16 protein-coding genes and 1 pseudogene are annotated in these 15,598 nt (G+C 73.6%); 7 read left to right on the top strand and 10 right to left on the bottom strand.

Annotation, left to right across the window (positions count from 1 at the left end; genetic code table 11):
• A pseudogene (locus tag KSNIM_RS20260) lies at nt 1-490 on the bottom strand (hypothetical protein); the annotation flags it as partial.
• Between KSNIM_RS20260 and KSNIM_RS20255 the strand changes: the two are divergent.
• Nucleotides 390-755: a CAP domain-containing protein gene (locus KSNIM_RS20255; protein ID WP_317634038.1), complete on the top strand. Its 366-nt coding sequence runs from the start codon at nt 390-392 to the stop codon at nt 753-755. The pseudogene KSNIM_RS20260 and the gene KSNIM_RS20255 sit on opposite strands and share 101 nt — an antisense overlap.
• A 113-nt stretch (nt 756-868) precedes the next feature.
• On the opposite strand, the gene KSNIM_RS20250 is transcribed toward KSNIM_RS20255, so the two are convergent.
• The 4 genes from KSNIM_RS20250 to KSNIM_RS20235 all read right to left on the bottom strand — a co-directional run bounded on the left by KSNIM_RS20250 (nt 869) and on the right by KSNIM_RS20235 (nt 6,699).
• Nucleotides 869-1,669 carry a VOC family protein gene (locus tag KSNIM_RS20250; protein WP_263104615.1) on the bottom strand — a complete coding sequence of 267 codons (801 nt, stop codon included), beginning with the start codon at nt 1,667-1,669 and terminating at the stop codon, nt 869-871.
• Nucleotides 1,670-1,718: 49 nt separating this feature from the next.
• The gene (locus tag KSNIM_RS20245; protein ID WP_263104614.1) at nt 1,719-2,234 is read right to left on the bottom strand and encodes a DinB family protein; all 516 of its coding nucleotides are present in this window, start codon (nt 2,232-2,234) and stop codon (nt 1,719-1,721) included.
• Nucleotides 2,235-2,248: 14 nt separating this feature from the next.
• A complete protein-coding gene (locus tag KSNIM_RS20240; protein ID WP_263104613.1) occupies nt 2,249-5,017 on the bottom strand; it encodes a lectin in 2,769 nt (922 codons plus the stop codon).
• A 242-nt stretch (nt 5,018-5,259) separates the two neighbouring features.
• The gene (locus tag KSNIM_RS20235; protein ID WP_263104612.1) at nt 5,260-6,699 is read right to left on the bottom strand and encodes an amino acid permease; all 1,440 of its coding nucleotides are present in this window, start codon (nt 6,697-6,699) and stop codon (nt 5,260-5,262) included.
• A gap of 316 nt (nt 6,700-7,015) precedes the next feature.
• Between KSNIM_RS20235 and KSNIM_RS20230 the strand changes: the two genes are divergently transcribed.
• The gene (locus KSNIM_RS20230; protein WP_263104611.1) at nt 7,016-7,618 is read left to right on the top strand and encodes an HhH-GPD-type base excision DNA repair protein; all 603 of its coding nucleotides are present in this window, start codon (nt 7,016-7,018) and stop codon (nt 7,616-7,618) included.
• Here the strand turns inward: KSNIM_RS20230 and KSNIM_RS20225 are convergent.
• The 3 genes from KSNIM_RS20225 to KSNIM_RS20215 form a co-directional block, all read right to left on the bottom strand.
• Nucleotides 7,557-7,823, bottom strand: coding sequence for a KTSC domain-containing protein (locus KSNIM_RS20225; protein WP_263104610.1), 267 nt, complete (start codon nt 7,821-7,823; stop codon nt 7,557-7,559). The genes KSNIM_RS20230 and KSNIM_RS20225 overlap by 62 nt on opposite strands.
• A 100-nt stretch (nt 7,824-7,923) precedes the next feature.
• Nucleotides 7,924-8,442 carry a YbhB/YbcL family Raf kinase inhibitor-like protein gene (locus KSNIM_RS20220; protein WP_263104609.1) on the bottom strand — a complete coding sequence of 173 codons (519 nt, stop codon included), beginning with the start codon at nt 8,440-8,442 and terminating at the stop codon, nt 7,924-7,926.
• Between the two features lie 52 nt (nt 8,443-8,494).
• Complete coding sequence (locus tag KSNIM_RS20215; protein ID WP_263104608.1) at nt 8,495-9,361, bottom strand: alpha/beta hydrolase; 867 nt, start codon at nt 9,359-9,361, stop codon at nt 8,495-8,497.
• Nucleotides 9,362-9,479: 118 nt separating this feature from the next.
• Here KSNIM_RS20215 and KSNIM_RS20210 point away from each other — a divergent pair, with 118 nt between their 5' ends.
• Nucleotides 9,480-10,646 (top strand): hypothetical protein, encoded by a 1,167-nt coding sequence (locus KSNIM_RS20210; RefSeq protein ID WP_263104607.1) that lies wholly within the window; start codon nt 9,480-9,482, stop codon nt 10,644-10,646.
• 177 nt (nt 10,647-10,823) lie between these two features.
• On the opposite strand, the gene KSNIM_RS20205 is transcribed toward KSNIM_RS20210, so the two are convergent.
• Entirely contained in the window at nt 10,824-12,410 is a 1,587-nt protein-coding gene (locus tag KSNIM_RS20205) for a DUF853 domain-containing protein (RefSeq protein WP_263104606.1), read from the bottom strand.
• A gap of 123 nt (nt 12,411-12,533) precedes the next feature.
• Between KSNIM_RS20205 and KSNIM_RS20200 the strand changes: the two genes are divergently transcribed.
• On the top strand, nt 12,534-12,830 hold the full coding sequence (locus tag KSNIM_RS20200) for a type II toxin-antitoxin system VapB family antitoxin (RefSeq protein WP_030273186.1): 297 nt from the start codon (nt 12,534-12,536) through the stop codon (nt 12,828-12,830).
• A 232-nt stretch (nt 12,831-13,062) separates the two neighbouring features.
• Nucleotides 13,063-13,734 carry a LytR C-terminal domain-containing protein gene (locus tag KSNIM_RS20195; RefSeq protein ID WP_263104605.1) on the top strand — a complete coding sequence of 224 codons (672 nt, stop codon included), beginning with the start codon at nt 13,063-13,065 and terminating at the stop codon, nt 13,732-13,734.
• Between the two features lie 104 nt (nt 13,735-13,838).
• Here KSNIM_RS20195 and upp read toward each other — a convergent pair whose 3' ends face one another.
• Nucleotides 13,839-14,474, bottom strand: coding sequence for a uracil phosphoribosyltransferase (upp, locus tag KSNIM_RS20190; protein ID WP_263104604.1), 636 nt, complete (start codon nt 14,472-14,474; stop codon nt 13,839-13,841).
• Between the two features lie 145 nt (nt 14,475-14,619).
• Between upp and KSNIM_RS20185 the strand changes: the two genes are divergently transcribed.
• Together KSNIM_RS20185 and KSNIM_RS20180 are read left to right on the top strand one after the other, a co-directional pair.
• Nucleotides 14,620-14,826 carry a hypothetical protein gene (locus KSNIM_RS20185; RefSeq protein WP_043175180.1) on the top strand — a complete coding sequence of 69 codons (207 nt, stop codon included), beginning with the start codon at nt 14,620-14,622 and terminating at the stop codon, nt 14,824-14,826.
• Nucleotides 14,827-15,034: 208 nt separating this feature from the next.
• Nucleotides 15,035-15,589: a hypothetical protein gene (locus KSNIM_RS20180; RefSeq protein ID WP_263104603.1), complete on the top strand. Its 555-nt coding sequence runs from the start codon at nt 15,035-15,037 to the stop codon at nt 15,587-15,589.
• Nucleotides 15,590-15,598: the final 9 nt, after the last annotated feature.

Genomic DNA, 15,598 nt, shown 5'->3' with positions numbered 1-15,598 from the left:
CGCGCCGCCGGTCCCGGCGCCGGGCGGGCGGCAACCGGCGGGCGGTGGCGGTGACCGGGGCCGCCGCGCTGGTGCTGGCCTGCTCGGCGGCGTACACCCTGGTCTCCTCGGGCGGTTCGGACGGTGCGGGCGTCCAGTCCGCGGGCTCGGTGCAGGTGGCGCCGGCGCCGGTGCTCTCCTCCGCCGGGCCGGCCCCGGTGTCCGCCCCGCCCTCGGCGAGCGCCGCGTCGCCGTCCGCCTCGCCCTCCTCGTCGGCCTCGCCGAGCACCTCCGCCTCCGCCTCGGCCTCGGCCTCGAAGAGCGCCAAGGCGTCGAAGGCCCCGGCGGCGGCCGCGAAGCAGCCGACCGGCTCGGCGCCGACCGGCAGGGCCGCGCAGTTCGCCGAGGAGGTGACGGCGCTGACCAACGCGGAGCGGGCGAAGGCCGGCTGCGGCCCGGTCACCCTGGACGGCAGGGTGTCGGCGGCGGCGATGGCGCACTCGGACGACATGGTGGCGCGGCACTACTTCGAGCACGCGGACCCGGAGGGCCGGCACGCCGACAGCCGGCTGCGTGCCGCGGGCTACCAGCCGGGCTGGTGGGGCGAGAACATCGCGTACGGGCAGCCGGACCCGGCGGCGGTGATGGACGCCTGGATGCACAGCGAGGGCCACCGGGCGAACATCCTCAACTGCCACTTCACGGTGATCGGGGTGGGGGTGAACTTCGGTGCCGGCGGGCCCTGGTGGACGCAGGTGTTCGCCTCCCCCGCGTGATCGGGCGCGGACGCGTGCGGACCGCCGCAGTCGGGCCCGGACGCGGACCGGCCCCGCCGGTGCCCGGATGGTGTCGGGCCGGCGGGGCCGGGTGGCGCAGGGCGTCGCAGGCGTCAGACCACGTCGGTCATCGCGGGCATCTCACCGGCGGTGCGGCCCATGTCGATCACGGCGAAGGCCGCGTTCTGCGGGTCGACCAGGGCGGCGAAGCGGCCGAAGGGGCTGTCCATCGGCCCGAAGACCAGCTTGGCGCCGAGTTCGGTGGCCTTGGCCACGGCGGCGTCGCAGTCGCTGACACCGAAGTAGACGCTGATGAACGGCGGCAGCTCGGCGGGGAAGTCCGAGCCCATCTCCATCCGGCCGAGCACCGGGTTCTCGCCGACGGTGAAGACCCGGTAGTCGATCTCGTTCCCGCCGTCCATCTGCTGGGCGTGGTAGGGGAACACCTCCATCAGGAAGGAGTCGACGCGGGCCGTGTCGCGGGTGCAGAGCTCGGCCCAGGAGTAGGCACCCGGCTCGCCGACCTTCTCGAAGCCCTCGTGGGCGGCGCCCTGCCAGACGCCGAAGATCGCGCCGCTGGGTTCGCGGGCGAGTGCCATGGTGCCGAGGTCGCCGACCTGGGTCGGCTCCATCATGACTTCGCCGCCGGCGGCGCGGATCCGCTCGGCGGTGGCGGCGGCGTCCGGCGAGGCGAAGTAGAGGCACCAGGCGGAGGGCATCTCCTCGCCCGGCATCGGCGGGACGACCCCGGCGACCGCCTTGCCGTCCTTGAAGGCCTGGGTGTAGCCGCCGAATTCGGACGAGGCCTCGCCGAACGTCCAGCCGAGGACGGCGCTGTAGAAGCTCTTGGCGCCCTCCACGTCGTGGAACATCGCGTCGACCCAGCAGGGTGTGCCCTCGGGTTGCACGGCCATGTCTGTCTGTCTCCTCGTGTCGTGAGCGGGTGGGTATCGCCGGGCCCGGTCAGCCCATGGTCTTGGCCCCGTCCAGGGATTCGCGGATGATGTCGGCGTGCCCGGCGTGCTGGGAGGTCTCGGCGATGATGTGCAGCAGCACCCGCCGGACGGACCAGGCGGCGCCCGGTTCGAACCAGGGCGCCTCCGGCAGCGGGTGGGCCGCGTCCAGGTCCAGCTCCGCGACCAGCCGGTCGGTCTCGGCCGCCGTCCGCTCGTAGGCGTCCAGCAGGCCGGCCAGGGTCTCGCCCTCGGCCATTCTGAACTGGCCCTCCCAGTCGACGGGTTCGCTGCGCATGGCGGTCGCGCCACCGACGGCGAAGCGCATCCAGCGGGTCTCGACGCCTGTGACGTGTTTGATCAGGCCGCCGAGGCAGAGCTCGCTGGCGGTGGTGCGCTGCGCGGCCTGGTCGTCGGTGAGGTTGCGGACGGTGAAGCGGAGGAAGCCGCGGTGCTTGTCGAGGGTCTCCAGCAGGTCGGCGCGCTCCCGGTCGCCGGCCCCGGTGCCGGTGGGCTGGTCGGTCATGTCGGTCCTCCGTGTCAGGCGGGCACGGTCCAGCGCTGGGCGCCGGTGCCGTTGCAGTCCCACAGTTGCAGCCGGGTGCCGCTCGCGGTGTTGCTGCCGGGCAGGTCCAGGCAGCGGCCGGAGGGCGGGTTGAGCAGGGAGCCGTCGGCGCGCGGCCACCACTGCTGGGCGCCGGTGCCGTTGCAGTCCCAGAGCTGGACGGCGGCCCCGTTGAAGACCGAACTGCCGTCCACGTCGAGGCACTTGCCGAGCGCCCGGAGGGTGCCGTCGGAGGCCGTGGTCCACTGCTGGGCGGCGCCGCCGGTGCACTCGGACAGCTGGACGGGTGTGCCGTTCTCGGTCGAACCCCCCTGCACGTCGGCGCACTTGGCGCCGAGGCCGGTGACCGGCCCGGTGGCCGGGCGGGCCGGGCCGACGTCGAAGGACGGTGGCGCGTCCGCGCGGGCACTGCCCCAGGCCGGGTCGGGCGCGTCGGCGAGGGTGAAGGCCAGGGTGCCGCCGCGGCGGACGAAGTCCTCGCTCAGCCAGGGCCGGGTGCTCGCGGCGCCGTCCACGGCGAGGGTGTGCACGTACCGGACGGCGGCGGAGGCGCCGGGCGCGTCGACGTCGATCACCGCGCCGTTGCCGCGGCGGATCGTGATCCCCGGGAACAGCGGGCTGGCCAGCACGAGTTCGGACCTGCCGGGGGCCTGCGGGTACATCCCGAGCGCCGCCCAGACCACCCAGGAGGACATCTGCCCGAGGTCGTCGTTGCCCGGCTCGCCGTCCGGCGCGTCGGCGAACAGCGTGGTCAGCGCCCGGCGCACCACGTCCTGGGTGCGGTCGGGGCGGCCGGCGTAGGCGTACGCCCACGGGACGTTGGCCGAGGGCTCATTGCCGAGGTAGGCGTGCTCGGAGTCGGGGCCGCCGTTGAGCTCGCCGAAGAAGTCGTCCAGCCGGGCGGCCACGGCCGTGTCGCCGCCCATCGCGTCGAACAGCCCGCGGTGGTTGTAGGGGACCATCCAGGTGTACTGGGCGGCGCTGCCCTCGACGAACTGGTCCTGCTGGGCGGGCCGGAAGTCCGGCCAGGAGTGGTCGGTGTCCCGGGGCTGGATCCAGCCGCTGCCGCTGTTGATCAGGTTGCGCCAGTTCGCGGAGCGGTGCATCAGGGCGTCGCGGGCGGTGGTGTCGCCGATCCGGTCGGCGAGTTGGGCGAGGGCGAAGTCCGCGCTGGTGTACTCCAGGGTGGTGGCGGCGGAGCCCCAGATGCCGCCGGCGTCGGCCGGGATGTAGCCGATGGTGTCGTAGGGGCTGTGGCCGGGCCGCTGTCGGGTGTCGCGGCTGCCGGCGGTGGCGATCCGGAGCAGCCCGGCCGCGTCGAAGTCGGTGCCGCCGAACGCGTGGATCGAGGCGGCGAGGATCGGCAGCGGGTCGCCGACCATCACGCCGGTGCCGCCGTTGGCGAGCGTCCAGCGGTCCAGGTAGCCGGCGCTCGCGCCCTGGTCGGTGACGGACTGGGCGACGTCGGCGGCCCGGGCCGGGTCGAGCAGGGCGAGCAGTTGGACCTGGGAACGGTAGACGTCCCAGCCGGAGAAGTCGGCGTACTGGGTGTGGCCGGGCCGGGCGGTGCGGATCTTCCCGTCGAAGCCGGGGTAGCGGCCGTCGGCGTCGCTGATCGCGCTGGGGTGCAGCAGCGCGTGGTACAGCGCGGTGTAGAGGATGCGCCGCTGGGTGGTGGTGCCGCCGTCGACGGCGATCCGGCCGAGCAGGTCGTTCCAGGTGGCGCGGACGGCGGTGCGGACCTCGTCGAAGGCGGCACCGCGCTGTTCGGCGAGCAGGTTGGCGCGGGCGCCGTCGGCACTGACGAAGGAGAGGCCGACCCGGGCGGTGACGGTGCGGTCCTGGCCGGTGTCGAAGGAGACCAGGGCCTGCGCGCCGGAGGCGGCCCGCTCCCGGTCGGGGTGCTGGTCGCCGCCCTCACCGGAGCGGCGCTCGCGGTCCTCCTCGGTGCGGGCGGGTTGCGGGGCGATGCCCTCGCTCGCGCCGGTGGCGCTGCGGCGGGCGGTGTCGACCGTGCCCTGGTCGGCGCCGCCGGTGCGGACGATCCCGGCGCTGCTGAACGGCCGGTCGAACTGGGCGTGGAAGTAGACCCGGTAGCGGTTGCCGGTGCCGCAGAAGCCGCCGCTCTCCGTCCAGCCGGAGAGGGTGTCGGCGCCGATGGTGATCGAGCCGGTGGCGTTGTTGAAGGCCTTGCCGGCGTCCACGGTGAGCGAGGCGGTGTGGCCCGCGGGGTAGGTGAAGCGGGCGATGCCGGAGCGCTGGGTGGTGGCGATTTCGGTCTTCAGCCCGTTGCCGAAAGTGACGGCGTAGGCGCCGGGCGCGGTGCTCTCGTCGGTGTGCGAGAAGTCCGCGTGGGCGGCGGGGCGGCCGTCCAGGACGGGCATGAACGGGGTGGTGCCGTAGTCGCCGCAGCCCGCGCCGGAGATGTGGGTGAGGCTGAACCCGGCGATCCGGTGGTCGTCGTAGGAGTAGCCGCCGTGCTGGTAGGTGGCGGTGTCGGGGCTCCACTGCACCATGCCGAGCGGGGCGGACGCGCCGGGGAAGGTGTTGCCGGCGCCGCCGCCGTTGCCGAAGTCCGGGGCACCCTGCCTGGTGCCGACGAAGGCGTTGACGTACTGGGCCGGGTCGGTGACGGTCACCCGGCCCGGTGGCGCGGCGCCCGCGGGGGCGGCCGCGGCGCCTGCCAGCAGCACCGCCGAGGCGCCGAGGGCGAGCGCGGACGAGAGGAATCTGGAACGGTGCACGGAGCCTCCTGCGACCCGCCGTCAGCCTGCGATGCGCGTGGCGCGCGGTCCGGTGGCCGCGGTGGGCGGCACGGCGGGGCCGCACGGACGAGGCAGGTCGGCCCCGGCCGGTACGGGGAGTACCGGCCGGGGCCGACCATCTGCTCGTCAGTTCATCGTGCGGTCCGCTCGGTGGCGGCTGCGGCGGCGACAGGCCGCCTGTCGCCCGCCCGGCGCAATCGCGGAGGCTGCCCGATGGACCGTCAGGAGGATTCGGCGGCGAGTGCGTTGCGCCGGCGGTGGACCACCTGGGCGGCGACCAGCGCGACCGCGGCGGCGACCACCGAGAGCACCATCTGCATCCGCCCGTCGTGCGTGGTGAACATGTACGCCATCACGAAGGCGATCATTCCGATCGTGGCCCAGGTGAGGTACGGGTACAGCCACATCCGGACGGTGAGCTTCTCCGGGGATTCCCGCTCGATGATCTTCCGCATACGGAGCTGGGAGACGCAGATCACGAGCCAGACGAAGAGCGCGACGGCGCCGGAGGAATTCAGCAGGAACTTGAAGACGGTGTCCGGGAACTCGTAGTTGAAGAACACCGCGACGAATCCGAAGACCACCGAGGCGAGAATCGCGGTGAGCGGCACGCCGCGGCCGGTGACCTTGGCGAAGGCCTTCGGCGCGTCACCGCGCTGCCCGAGCGAGAAGGCCATCCGGGAGGCCGTGTAGAGGCCGGAGTTCAGGCAGGACAGCACCGCGGTGAGCACGATGAGGTCCATCAGCGGGGCGGCACCGGGGATGCCGACGTGCTTGAGCACCGCGACGTACGGGCTGTCGAGGACCTCTGCGGAGTCCCAGGGCAGCAGGGTGACGACGATGGCGATCGAACCGAGGTAGAAGACGCCGATGCGCCAGATCACGCTGTTGGTGGCCTTGGTCACGGCGCGGGCCGGGTCGGGCGACTCACCGGCGGCCAGGGTGACGATCTCGCTGCCCATGAAGGCGAAGACGACGGTCAGCATGCCGCTGAAGACGGCTCCGACGCCGTTCGGCAGGAAGCCGCCGTGGTCGAGCAGGTTGGACGTGCCCACCGCCGTGGTGTCCGGCAGGACGCCGAAGACCGCGAGGCCGCCGACCACCAGGAAGGCCGCGATGGCGACCACCTTGATCCCGGCGAACCAGAACTCGAACTCCCCGTAGGAGGAGACCGAGAACAGGTTGGTGGCGGTCAGCACGGCCATCACCAGCAGGGCGAAGCTCCACTGCGGCACGGACGGGACCCAGTTGTGCAGGATCTTCGCGCCGGCGGTGGCCTCCACGGCGAGCACGACGACCCAGAAGAACCAGTACAGCCAGCCGATGGTGAAGCCGGCCCAGCGGCCGAGCGCGCGGTCCGCGTAGGCGGAGAAGGACCCGCTCTGCGGGTCGGCCGCGGCCATCTCGCCGAGCATCCGCATCACCATGACGACCAGCGCGCCGGCCAGGGTGTACGAGAGCAGGATGCCGGGGCCGGTGGCGGCGATGCCGGCGCCGGAGCCGACGAACAGGCCGGCTCCGATCACACCGCCGATGGCGATCATCGACAGGTGGCGGTTCTTCAGGCCGGCCTTGAGGTGGCCGTCCCCGGCGGCACCCGGTGGGGTGGCGGGGGCGGCCTCGGCGGGCCGGCTCGAGCGCGTCGTGGTGTCCGGGCTCATGGTCGTTGCTGCCTCTCCGGTGCGGCGGGGGTCGGCCGCACACCCGCAGGAAGGTAGCCCGGAAATCCGGATTCCGTAACCCCGGGCCTGAATTCGGCACGATTCTCTGAGCATTATTTGAGGTTCGCGGAATGAATTATGACACCGGCTGACATCTCTACTCGCAGGTCATCGGAAATCCCGATCCGCCGTCAGCCGCGACGGTGCGCGGGCGTCGCCGCTCCCGGGGCGGTGGCGTGTTGCGGCCGGTGACCACGGCGGGGCTGCGACGATGGAGGTCCCGACCGTCCCTCCGCACACCCCTGGGGCCGCCCCGATGAGCACCACCGTCCACCTCGCGCAGCAGCAGGAGGCCGACGAGCTGCTCGGCCGCAGCCCGCTCGCGGCGCTCACCGGCATGCTGCTGGACCAGCAGATCCCGATGGAGTGGGCGTTCACCGGCCCGTGGACGATCGCTCAGCGGCTCGGCGCCGACGACCTCGACGCGCACCGGATCGCCGCCGCCGACCCGGAGGAGTTCGCCGCCCTGCTGTCCGAGAAGCCCGCGGTGCACCGCTACCCGGGTTCGATGGCCAACCGGGTGCAGCAGCTCTGCCGGTACCTGGTCGAGCACTACGACGGCGACGCCGAAGCGGTCTGGCGGGACGCCTCGGACGGCCGCGAACTGCTGAAGCGCCTGGGCGAGCTGCCCGGCTTCGGCAAGCAGAAGGCGCAGATCTTCCTCGCCCTGCTCGGCAAGCAGTACGGCGTCACCCCCGAGGGCTGGCGCGAGGCGGCCGGCGCGTACGGCGAGGAGGGGTCCTTCCGGTCGGTCGCGGACATCACCGGGCCGGAGTCCCTGGTGAAGGTACGGGCCTTCAAGCAGGAGGCGAAGAAGGCCGCCAAGGCGGCGAAGTCCGCGAAGCAGGCGCAGGGCTGACCCGGCGGTACGGGTAGCGGTTGCGGATCTCCCGGTTGAAGAAGCGGCCGAGGCTGTCCGCGGCGAGCAGACCGGCGACCGCCTCCGCGGGGACGCCGCGGTACTGGTAGACCGTCCCGGCCGCGAACTCGACCTCCAGCACCCGCCGGTCGGCGTCGTGGCCGACCGAGCGCAGGCAGCTGGAGTCCACCGCGGCGCGGTCCATGCCTCCACGGTGCGCCCGTACGGCCCGGCACACAAACGCACGGTGCACGAACGCCCGGCCGGGCCGCTCCTCCGCGGGGAGCGGCCCGGCGGACGGCGGCTCAGCTGCTCGCGTACTCCACGGTCAGCAGCGCCCGGGCCACGGTGTGGAAGGTGATGTTGAAGCCGACCGCGGCCGCCGTGGTGTCCGGGGTGAGCCCGAGCGAGGGCACGTCCAGGGCGTGCACGGCGAAGACGTAGCGGTGCGCCGGGCCGGGCGGCGGGGCGGCACCGTCGTACTTGTGCCCCGGGAAGTCGTTGCGGGCGTGGAAGGCGCCGCCGGGCAGCGCGTCGTCGGAGGCGCCGGCGCCGCGGGCCAGCTCGGTGGTGCCGGCCGGCAGGTCGAGCGCCAGCCAGTGCCACCAGCCGCTGCCGGTGGGCGCGTCAGGGTCGTAGCAGGTGACCGCGAAACCGCGGGTCTCGGCGGGGAAGCCGGACCAGGCGAGGTGCGGAGACTCGTTGCCGAGCGCGTGCACGTGCGCGTCCGGCATCACGGCGCCCTCGGTGAGGTCACGGCTGGTCAGCTCGAAGGCCGGGACCTTCGGCAGGAATTCGTAGGGCAGCGGCGGACGGTTCGTCATGGGCCGGGCACCTTCTCCTTCGTCGCACGGCGGGTGGCGGTACGATGGAAGTCTAGGCAGCCGACTGCGCCGCCACGGCCGCGCCGAGCGGGGTGTCGGTGCGGCCGAGGTCGAGCGGCAGGTCGAAGTGGTTGCGTCCGGCGGCGACCGCCGTCTCCACCCGGGCCCCGGCCCGGCGCGCGGCGGCCGCGAACACGTCCTGTTGCCGCCCGAACTCGGCGGTCTCGTGCTCGCCGCGGACGAGCAGCAGCGGCGGCAGGGCCGGACCGTCGGCGAGCAGGTGCAGCGGGCTGTTGCGGCGGGCGGCCGCGGCGTCCAGGCCGAGCGCGTCGTTGACGTAGGTGAGGGCGATCGGCTCCAGGTCGTAGACCCCGCTGAGCAGCACCGCGCCGGCGACCCGGCGGCCGCTCGGGGCGGCCGGGCCGAGCAGTGCCATGGCGGCCAGGTGCGCACCGGCCGAGCTGCCGCTGAGCTGGACGCGGCCCGGGTCGACACCGAGCTCCTCGGCGCGGTCGAGCAGCCAGTGCACGGACCGGCGGACCTGGTCGACGATCGCGTCCAGCGGCCAGTGCGGGGCCAGCCCGTAGCCGACGGCGGCGTAGGCGGTGCCGCGGGCGGTGAAGTCGGGTGCGGCGAACACGGAGTCGGCCTTGTCCAGCTCCTGCCAGTACCCGCCGTGCACGAAGACGTGCAGCGGGGCCCCGCCGTCGGGGACGGGCCCGCGGGGCGGGAAGAAGTCGACCAGCTCGGGCTCCGCGGGGCCGTACCGCAGGTCGCGGCGGACCTCCAGGGCCTCGTACGCGTCCTTGCTGCGCTCCGTGTAGGCGGCCAGTTCGACCGCGATGTCCTCCACGCAGCTGCTCGGCGAGTACTCGCGGGCCAGCTCGTCGTGGTCGTACTCCCGGTACACCGGCGCCATTGCCGTCCTCGCCCGCTCTCGCTCACCGGGTCCGCCACGACCCGTCAGGTATAGACCAATGCCCGGCGTCGGGCTAGCGTGGAGGACGCACCCGCACCGCCTGCCCCGGAGCCGCCCCGTGGAGTCGTCCGTCCTCGCCTTCGCCACCGACCTGCTGGACGAGGGCGCCGACACCTTCTTCGGCCACCTTACCGACCGGGCCGGCGTGGGCGGCCTGACCCTCGCCTCGGTCTACCACGAGGCCCGCGACGTCTTCCCGCACAACCCGCACCGGGTGGTCCGCTACCTCGAACCGGGCGCCGCCTACTTCCGTCCCGACCCGGCGCGCTGGGCCGGCCGGCGGCTCGTCCCGACGCCGTCCACCGCGATCGGCGACCGCGACCCGTTCGCCGAGGCCGCCGCCGAGGCCGGCCGCCGAGGCCTCAGGCTGCACGCCTGGACGGTCTTCTGCCACAACGACCGGCTCGGCTTCCAGCACCCGGACTGCGCCCCCGCCAACGCCTTCGGCGACCGCCACCTCACCGAGCTCTGCCCGGCCAACCCGGAGGTCCGCGAGTACGCCCGTACCCTGGTCGAGGACCTCGGCCGGTACGGCGTGGACGCGATCCGCGCCGAGTCCCTGCACTTCCACGGCCTGCGCCACGGCTACCACCACGAGCGCTACTTCGAGGAGCTCGGACCCGTCGCCGAGGCCCTGCTCGGCATCTGCTTCTGCCCGCACTGCCTGGCCGCCGCCTCGGCGGCCGGCGTCCCCGCCGAGGAGGTCCGCACCGCCGTCCGGGACGAGCTGCGCGCCCGGCTCGCCGACGAGAAGCGCGCCGCCGAGCCCGCCGCCCTGGACGAGTTCGCCGGCGGCGCGCTCGCCGCCTACCTGGACGCGGCCACCCGCACCGTCACCTCGCTCGCCGCCGAACTCGCCGGGACGGCCGCCGCCGCCGGCATGCGGCTGACCTTCATGGACGGCGCCGGGCCCGGCAGGGGCTGGCTCTCCGGAATCGACCTCCCGTCACTGGCCGGCGCCGCGCACCAGATCGAGACCCTCGGCTACGCGCGCACCCCGGAGGCCGTCCGCGAGAAGGTGGCCGCCTTCGCCCTGCACGGCGTCCGCCCGGAGGCCATGGCGGTGATCCTCCGTCCGATGGCCGAGGACTGCGACGGCCCGGCCGACCTGGCCGCAAAGATCGCCGTCCTGCGCGAGCTGGGCGTCCCGGAGGTCGAGTTCTACCACTACGGCCTGATGCGCCTCTCCTCCCTCGACCGCATCGGCGCCGCCCTCCTTCCGTAGCGGCACGCCGGGGGCGCGGGGAACCGCGCAATTCGGATGCGGCCCACCGTGCGGGCCGGGGGTGACTCGGACTCACCGGAAGCACCGCTCCCGGACTACGCGGTTCTCCCCGGGCCTTCGGCCGGGAGGCGCCCCCACCCGCCCCGTGTGGTGCACCCATGACCTCCGGAGACCGCCCTACCGTCGGCGGCGGGACGTGCCGAAGAGGCTTCGGGTGATCTCACGGCCGAGCTGGGTGCCCGCCGAGCGGGCGAAGGACTTCAGTGCCGGACTGCGCAGCAGCGAGCCGATCAGCCCGCCCTCCTCCTGCTCCGCCGCCTCCGCCCGGCGGCGTTCCGCGGGCGCGGGCCGCTCGGCGGCCTCCGGCCGGGCCGGTTCCTCCTCGCGGACGGCCGGGCGGGCGGTGAGCTTCTCGTACGCGGACTCCCGGTCGATCGCGTCGCGGTAGCGCGGCGCCAGTGGCGAGCCGTCCACCGCGGCCTGCAGGGCCGCCGGTTCCAGCGGCCCCATCAGCGACTGCGGCGCCCGCAGCCGGGTCGGTGCGACCGGCGTCGGCGCGCCCCGCTCGGACAGCACCGTGACCACCGCCTCGCCGGTGCCCAGTCCGGTGAGCACCTCCGCCAGGTCGTACGGGGACCGCGGGAAGGTCGAGACGGTGGCCTTGAGCGCCTTGGCGTCGTCCGGGGTGAAGGCTCGCAGCGCGTGCTGCACCCGGTTGCCGAGCTGCGCCAGCACGTCGGCGGGGACGTCCTTGGGCGTCTGGGTGACGAAGAAGATGCCGACGCCCTTCGAGCGGATCAGCCGGACGGTCTGGGTGATCGCCTCCAGGAAGGCCTTGGACGCGCCCTTGAAGAGCAGGTGCGCCTCGTCGAAGAAGAAGACCAGCTTCGGCCGGTCGAGGTCGCCGACCTCCGGCAGTTCCTGGTACAGGTCGGCGAGCAGCCACATCAGGAAGGTGGAGAACAGCCGCGGCCGGTCCTGGACGGCGGGCAGCTCCAGTACGGAGACCGTCCCCCGGCCGTCGGCCGCGGTGCGCAGCAGGTCGGCGGTGTCGAACTCGGGCTCGCCGAAGAACGCGCCGGCGCCCTCGTTGTCCAGCACGGTCAGCGAACGGAGGATCACCCCGGCGGTGGCGGCGGACAGCCCGCCGATGCCCTTGAGCTCGTCCTTGCCCTCGGGCGAGGTGAGGAAGCCGATGACGGCGGAGAGGTCCTTGAGGTCGTAGAGCTCCAGGCCCGCCCGGTCGGCGTAGTGGAAGACCAGGCCGAGCGAGGCCTCCTGGGTCTCGTTGAGCTCCAGCACCTTGGCGAGCAGCAGCGGGCCGAAGCTGGTGAGGGTGGCCCGGACGGGGATGCCGGTGCCCAGCCCGCCGAGGGCGTAGAACTCGGCCGGGCAGCCCTGCGGTGCCCACGGCTGGCCGACCTCGGCGGCGCGCGCGGCGATCCGGTCGCCCGGCGCGCCGGGGGCGGCGATGCCGGAGACGTCGCCCTTGACGTCGGCGAGGAAGACCGGGACGCCCTGGGCGGAGAGCTGTTCGGCGATCAGCTGGAGGGTCTTGGTCTTGCCGGTGCCGGTGGCGCCGGCGACGAGTCCGTGCCGGTTGAGCACGCCGAGCGGGACGCGCACCTGCGCACCGGGGTACGCGGTGGTGCCGTCGATCGCTGCGCCGAGGTCGAGCGCGGGGCCGGTGAAGGCGTACCCGTCGGCGATCGCCCGAACGGCGGAGGGCAGGGCCGCGGTGTCGGGGGTGAGGGGGTCGGTCATCTCGGCGGGCTCCCGGGCAGAGCTGGCAAAGGGGATGTTCCCCATCAAACCGCCGCACTCCGAGCCGGACGGGTAACGCCGCGCTTGCTGCGCCCCCCGTCCGCATGACGGTAGGCTTTCCGTGTGATCTTCAAGCGCATCGGCAACGGGCGGCCGTACCCGGATCACGGCCGGACCAGCACCCGCCAGTGGGCGGACGTCGCGCCGCGTCCGGTGCGGCTGGACCAGCTGGTCACCACCAAGGGTCAGCTCGATCTGGAAACGCTCCTCGCGGAGGACTCCACGTTCTACGGGGACCTCTTCGCGCACGTGGTGAAGTGGCACGGCGACCTGTACCTGGAGGACGGCCTGCACCGCGCGGTGCGGGCCGCGCTGCAGCAGCGCCAGGTGCTCCACGCGCGCGTGCTGGAGATGGACTGACCGGCCCCGGGCCGGGTACGAACCACCTCGCGGACGCCCTCCCGGACGCCCCGGAAGGGCACCGGTACATCCTTTCGGGTGCCGGGGTACTCCAGATGATGATCATTTAGTACCTTCGCAGCAGCTGTAGCACTAATCTGCTGACCAACGGCCGATTTTCCGGCGCACGCCCCTTTTTTGGCCGCACCCGAGACCGAGCCTGTCCTGGCACGAGGGGGACACCGACGTGAGCATGCTGACCCCCCAGGGACTGAAGGGGAAGCAGTACCGGATCACCGGTAACTCCTACCCCCGCCTGGGCCGCCCTCCCCGCAGGAGCCGCAAGGTGCTGGCCGCCCTCGGTTCCCTGCTCGCCCTGTCGCTGATCGCCCTCGGCGGCGTCCAGCTCTACGACGTCTTCCGCGGGCGGCACGCCTCCGCGCAGGCGTGTCCGAACCCCGGCAGCTCCGGCAAGCCGCTGGCCGCCCCGGCCTCGGACGCCGCCTCCGGTGCGGCCTCCCCGGCCCCCGGTGCGACCAGCACCGCCGTCCCGCAGCCGCAGGGCGTGACGGTCAACGTCTACAACGCCACCGACAAGTCCGGCATGGCCGCGCGAACCGCGGAGGAGCTGAAGAAGCGCGGCTTCACCATCGGCCAGGTCGGCAACGCGCCGGCCGCGCTGGACAAGAAGGTGCCCGGCACCGTGCAGGTGATCAGCGGTCCGGCCGGCCTCGGCGCGGCCACGCTGCTCGGCTCACAGGTGGCGAGCGCCTCCAAGACCGCCGACGCCCGGACGGACGCCACGGTCGACTTCGTCATCGGCGACAGCTTCGCCGCCCTGCTCGACCCGACCCAGGCAGCCGCGGCCCTGGCCGAGGCCACCAAGCCGTCCCCGACCCCGTCGCCACAGCCCGGCTCCTGCTGACCGGACCGGCGGCCGGACTCGACGACACCGCACGAAGGGCCCCGCTCCTCCGGGAGGAGCGGGGCCCTTCGTGCTTCGGACCGTGGGACCGGCCGGCGGCGGGATCAGCCGGCGGTGCCGTAGAGGCGGTCGCCCGCGTCCCCGAGGCCGGGGACGATGTAGCCGTGCTCGTTGAGGCGCTCGTCCAGCGCGGCGGTGACGATCCTGACGGGCTGGTCGGCCAGCTCCTTCTCGACCACCGCGACGCCCTCCGGCGCGGCCAGCAGCACCACGCCGGTGACGTCCGTGGCGCCGCGCTCGAGCAGCATCCGGACGGCGGCGACCAGGGTGCCGCCGGTGGCCAGCATCGGGTCGAGGACGTAGACCTGGCGGCCGGAGAGGTCGTCGGGCATCCGCGTCGCGTAGGTCGACGCCTCCAGCGTCTCCTCGTTGCGGACCATTCCCAGGAAGCCGACCTCGGCGGTCGGCAGCAGCCGGGTCATGCCGTCCAGCATGCCGAGGCCCGCCCGCAGGATCGGGACGACCAGCGGCCGCGGGTGGCTCAGCCGGGTACCGGTGGTGACGGCGACCGGGGTGGTGACCTCCACCGGCTCGGTCCGGACGTCCCGGGTGGCCTCGTAGGCGAGCAGGGTGACCAGCTCGTCCGTCAGGCGGCGGAAGGTCGGCGAGTCGGTGCGCTCGTCGCGCAGGGTGGAGAGCTTGTGGGCGACCAGGGGGTGGTCGACGACGTGGAGACGCATGTCTCGACCATAACGGGCAGGGGCACGTGCGTACGACTCGCCGGGGAGCGGCCGGAAACGAGGTGTGGACGGGCGGAAACCGGGGAAGCCGAACCGAGACCTTCGCCGTGGTATCAAGCGGACACTTCTGGGAAAGTCGGACCGTATGAAGAGCAACCCGGACCCCGGGGCCGGCTCGACAGACGAGTCGGGGCCCGACGCCCCCGAGACCGAGGCGCAGCGCCGCAAGCGCCGCGCCCTGTTCCTCCGCGAGCTCGCCGAGGCGCGCGAGCTGCGGGCCCGGGTGCAGCCGCGACGCACCAAGGAGCGGCGGATGCGCGAGGCCTTGCGGATGCGAACCTTCCGTATCTGACGGCGGAGTCCGCGACTCGTCGGCCGCCGACCAGCCATTCCGACACGACCTGCAAAGACGCGCTGCAGAACACCCCCCGCAGCGCCGGGCTTTCTGTCACGATGCCGGAGGGACGGTCCGAACAGCGGACCGCCTCCGGCGCGGGGGCGGCCAGGCCGCGTTCGCCCGAGATCGCCTACAGCCGAGACCAATCTTGGGAGTGTCCCTGGTGGCGTACTTCGCTGCAGTGCTTGCTCGCACCGATGGCGGGTGGGATGTGAGCGAGACGGAACTCGACGACGTCGAAACCCTGGCCGACCTGGCCGACCTGGCCCGGGAGGCCGCCCAGGATGACGACAGCGTCCTGGTCTTCATCGAACAGGAGGACGCCTGGTTCGCCGTCGTCCGCGTGGACGGCGAGGACGACCCGCGCATCTTCGTCTCCGACGGCGCCGCCGCGGCGCGCAGCTCGTACGGCTCGGTGCTGACCGACGAACTGATCGAGGCCGAGGACTTCGACGACCTCGACGCCCTGGTCGCGGACGTCGAGGACGACGAGGAGGCCGCGCTGGAGACCGAGGACGACGCGGACGAGGACGAGGACGCCGCGGGCCCGGCCGGCGCCCAGGCGGGGCCGCTCGGCGACTCCGACCTCCTCGCCGACTTCGGCCTGTCCGCCAAGGACCTGCTGACCCTGGCGGGCGAGGGTGCGGTGCCCGGCGACGCGCTCGCCGAGATCGCCGACGCGCTCGGGGCGGGCGAGGTCCTGGAGGCCGTTCGGTAGCGCCCGAGC

The organism is Kitasatospora sp. DSM 101779, from assembly GCF_025655475.1.
Lineage (GTDB): Bacteria > Actinomycetota > Actinomycetes > Streptomycetales > Streptomycetaceae > Kitasatospora.
This window is presented reverse-complemented; position numbering and strand designations above follow the sequence as displayed.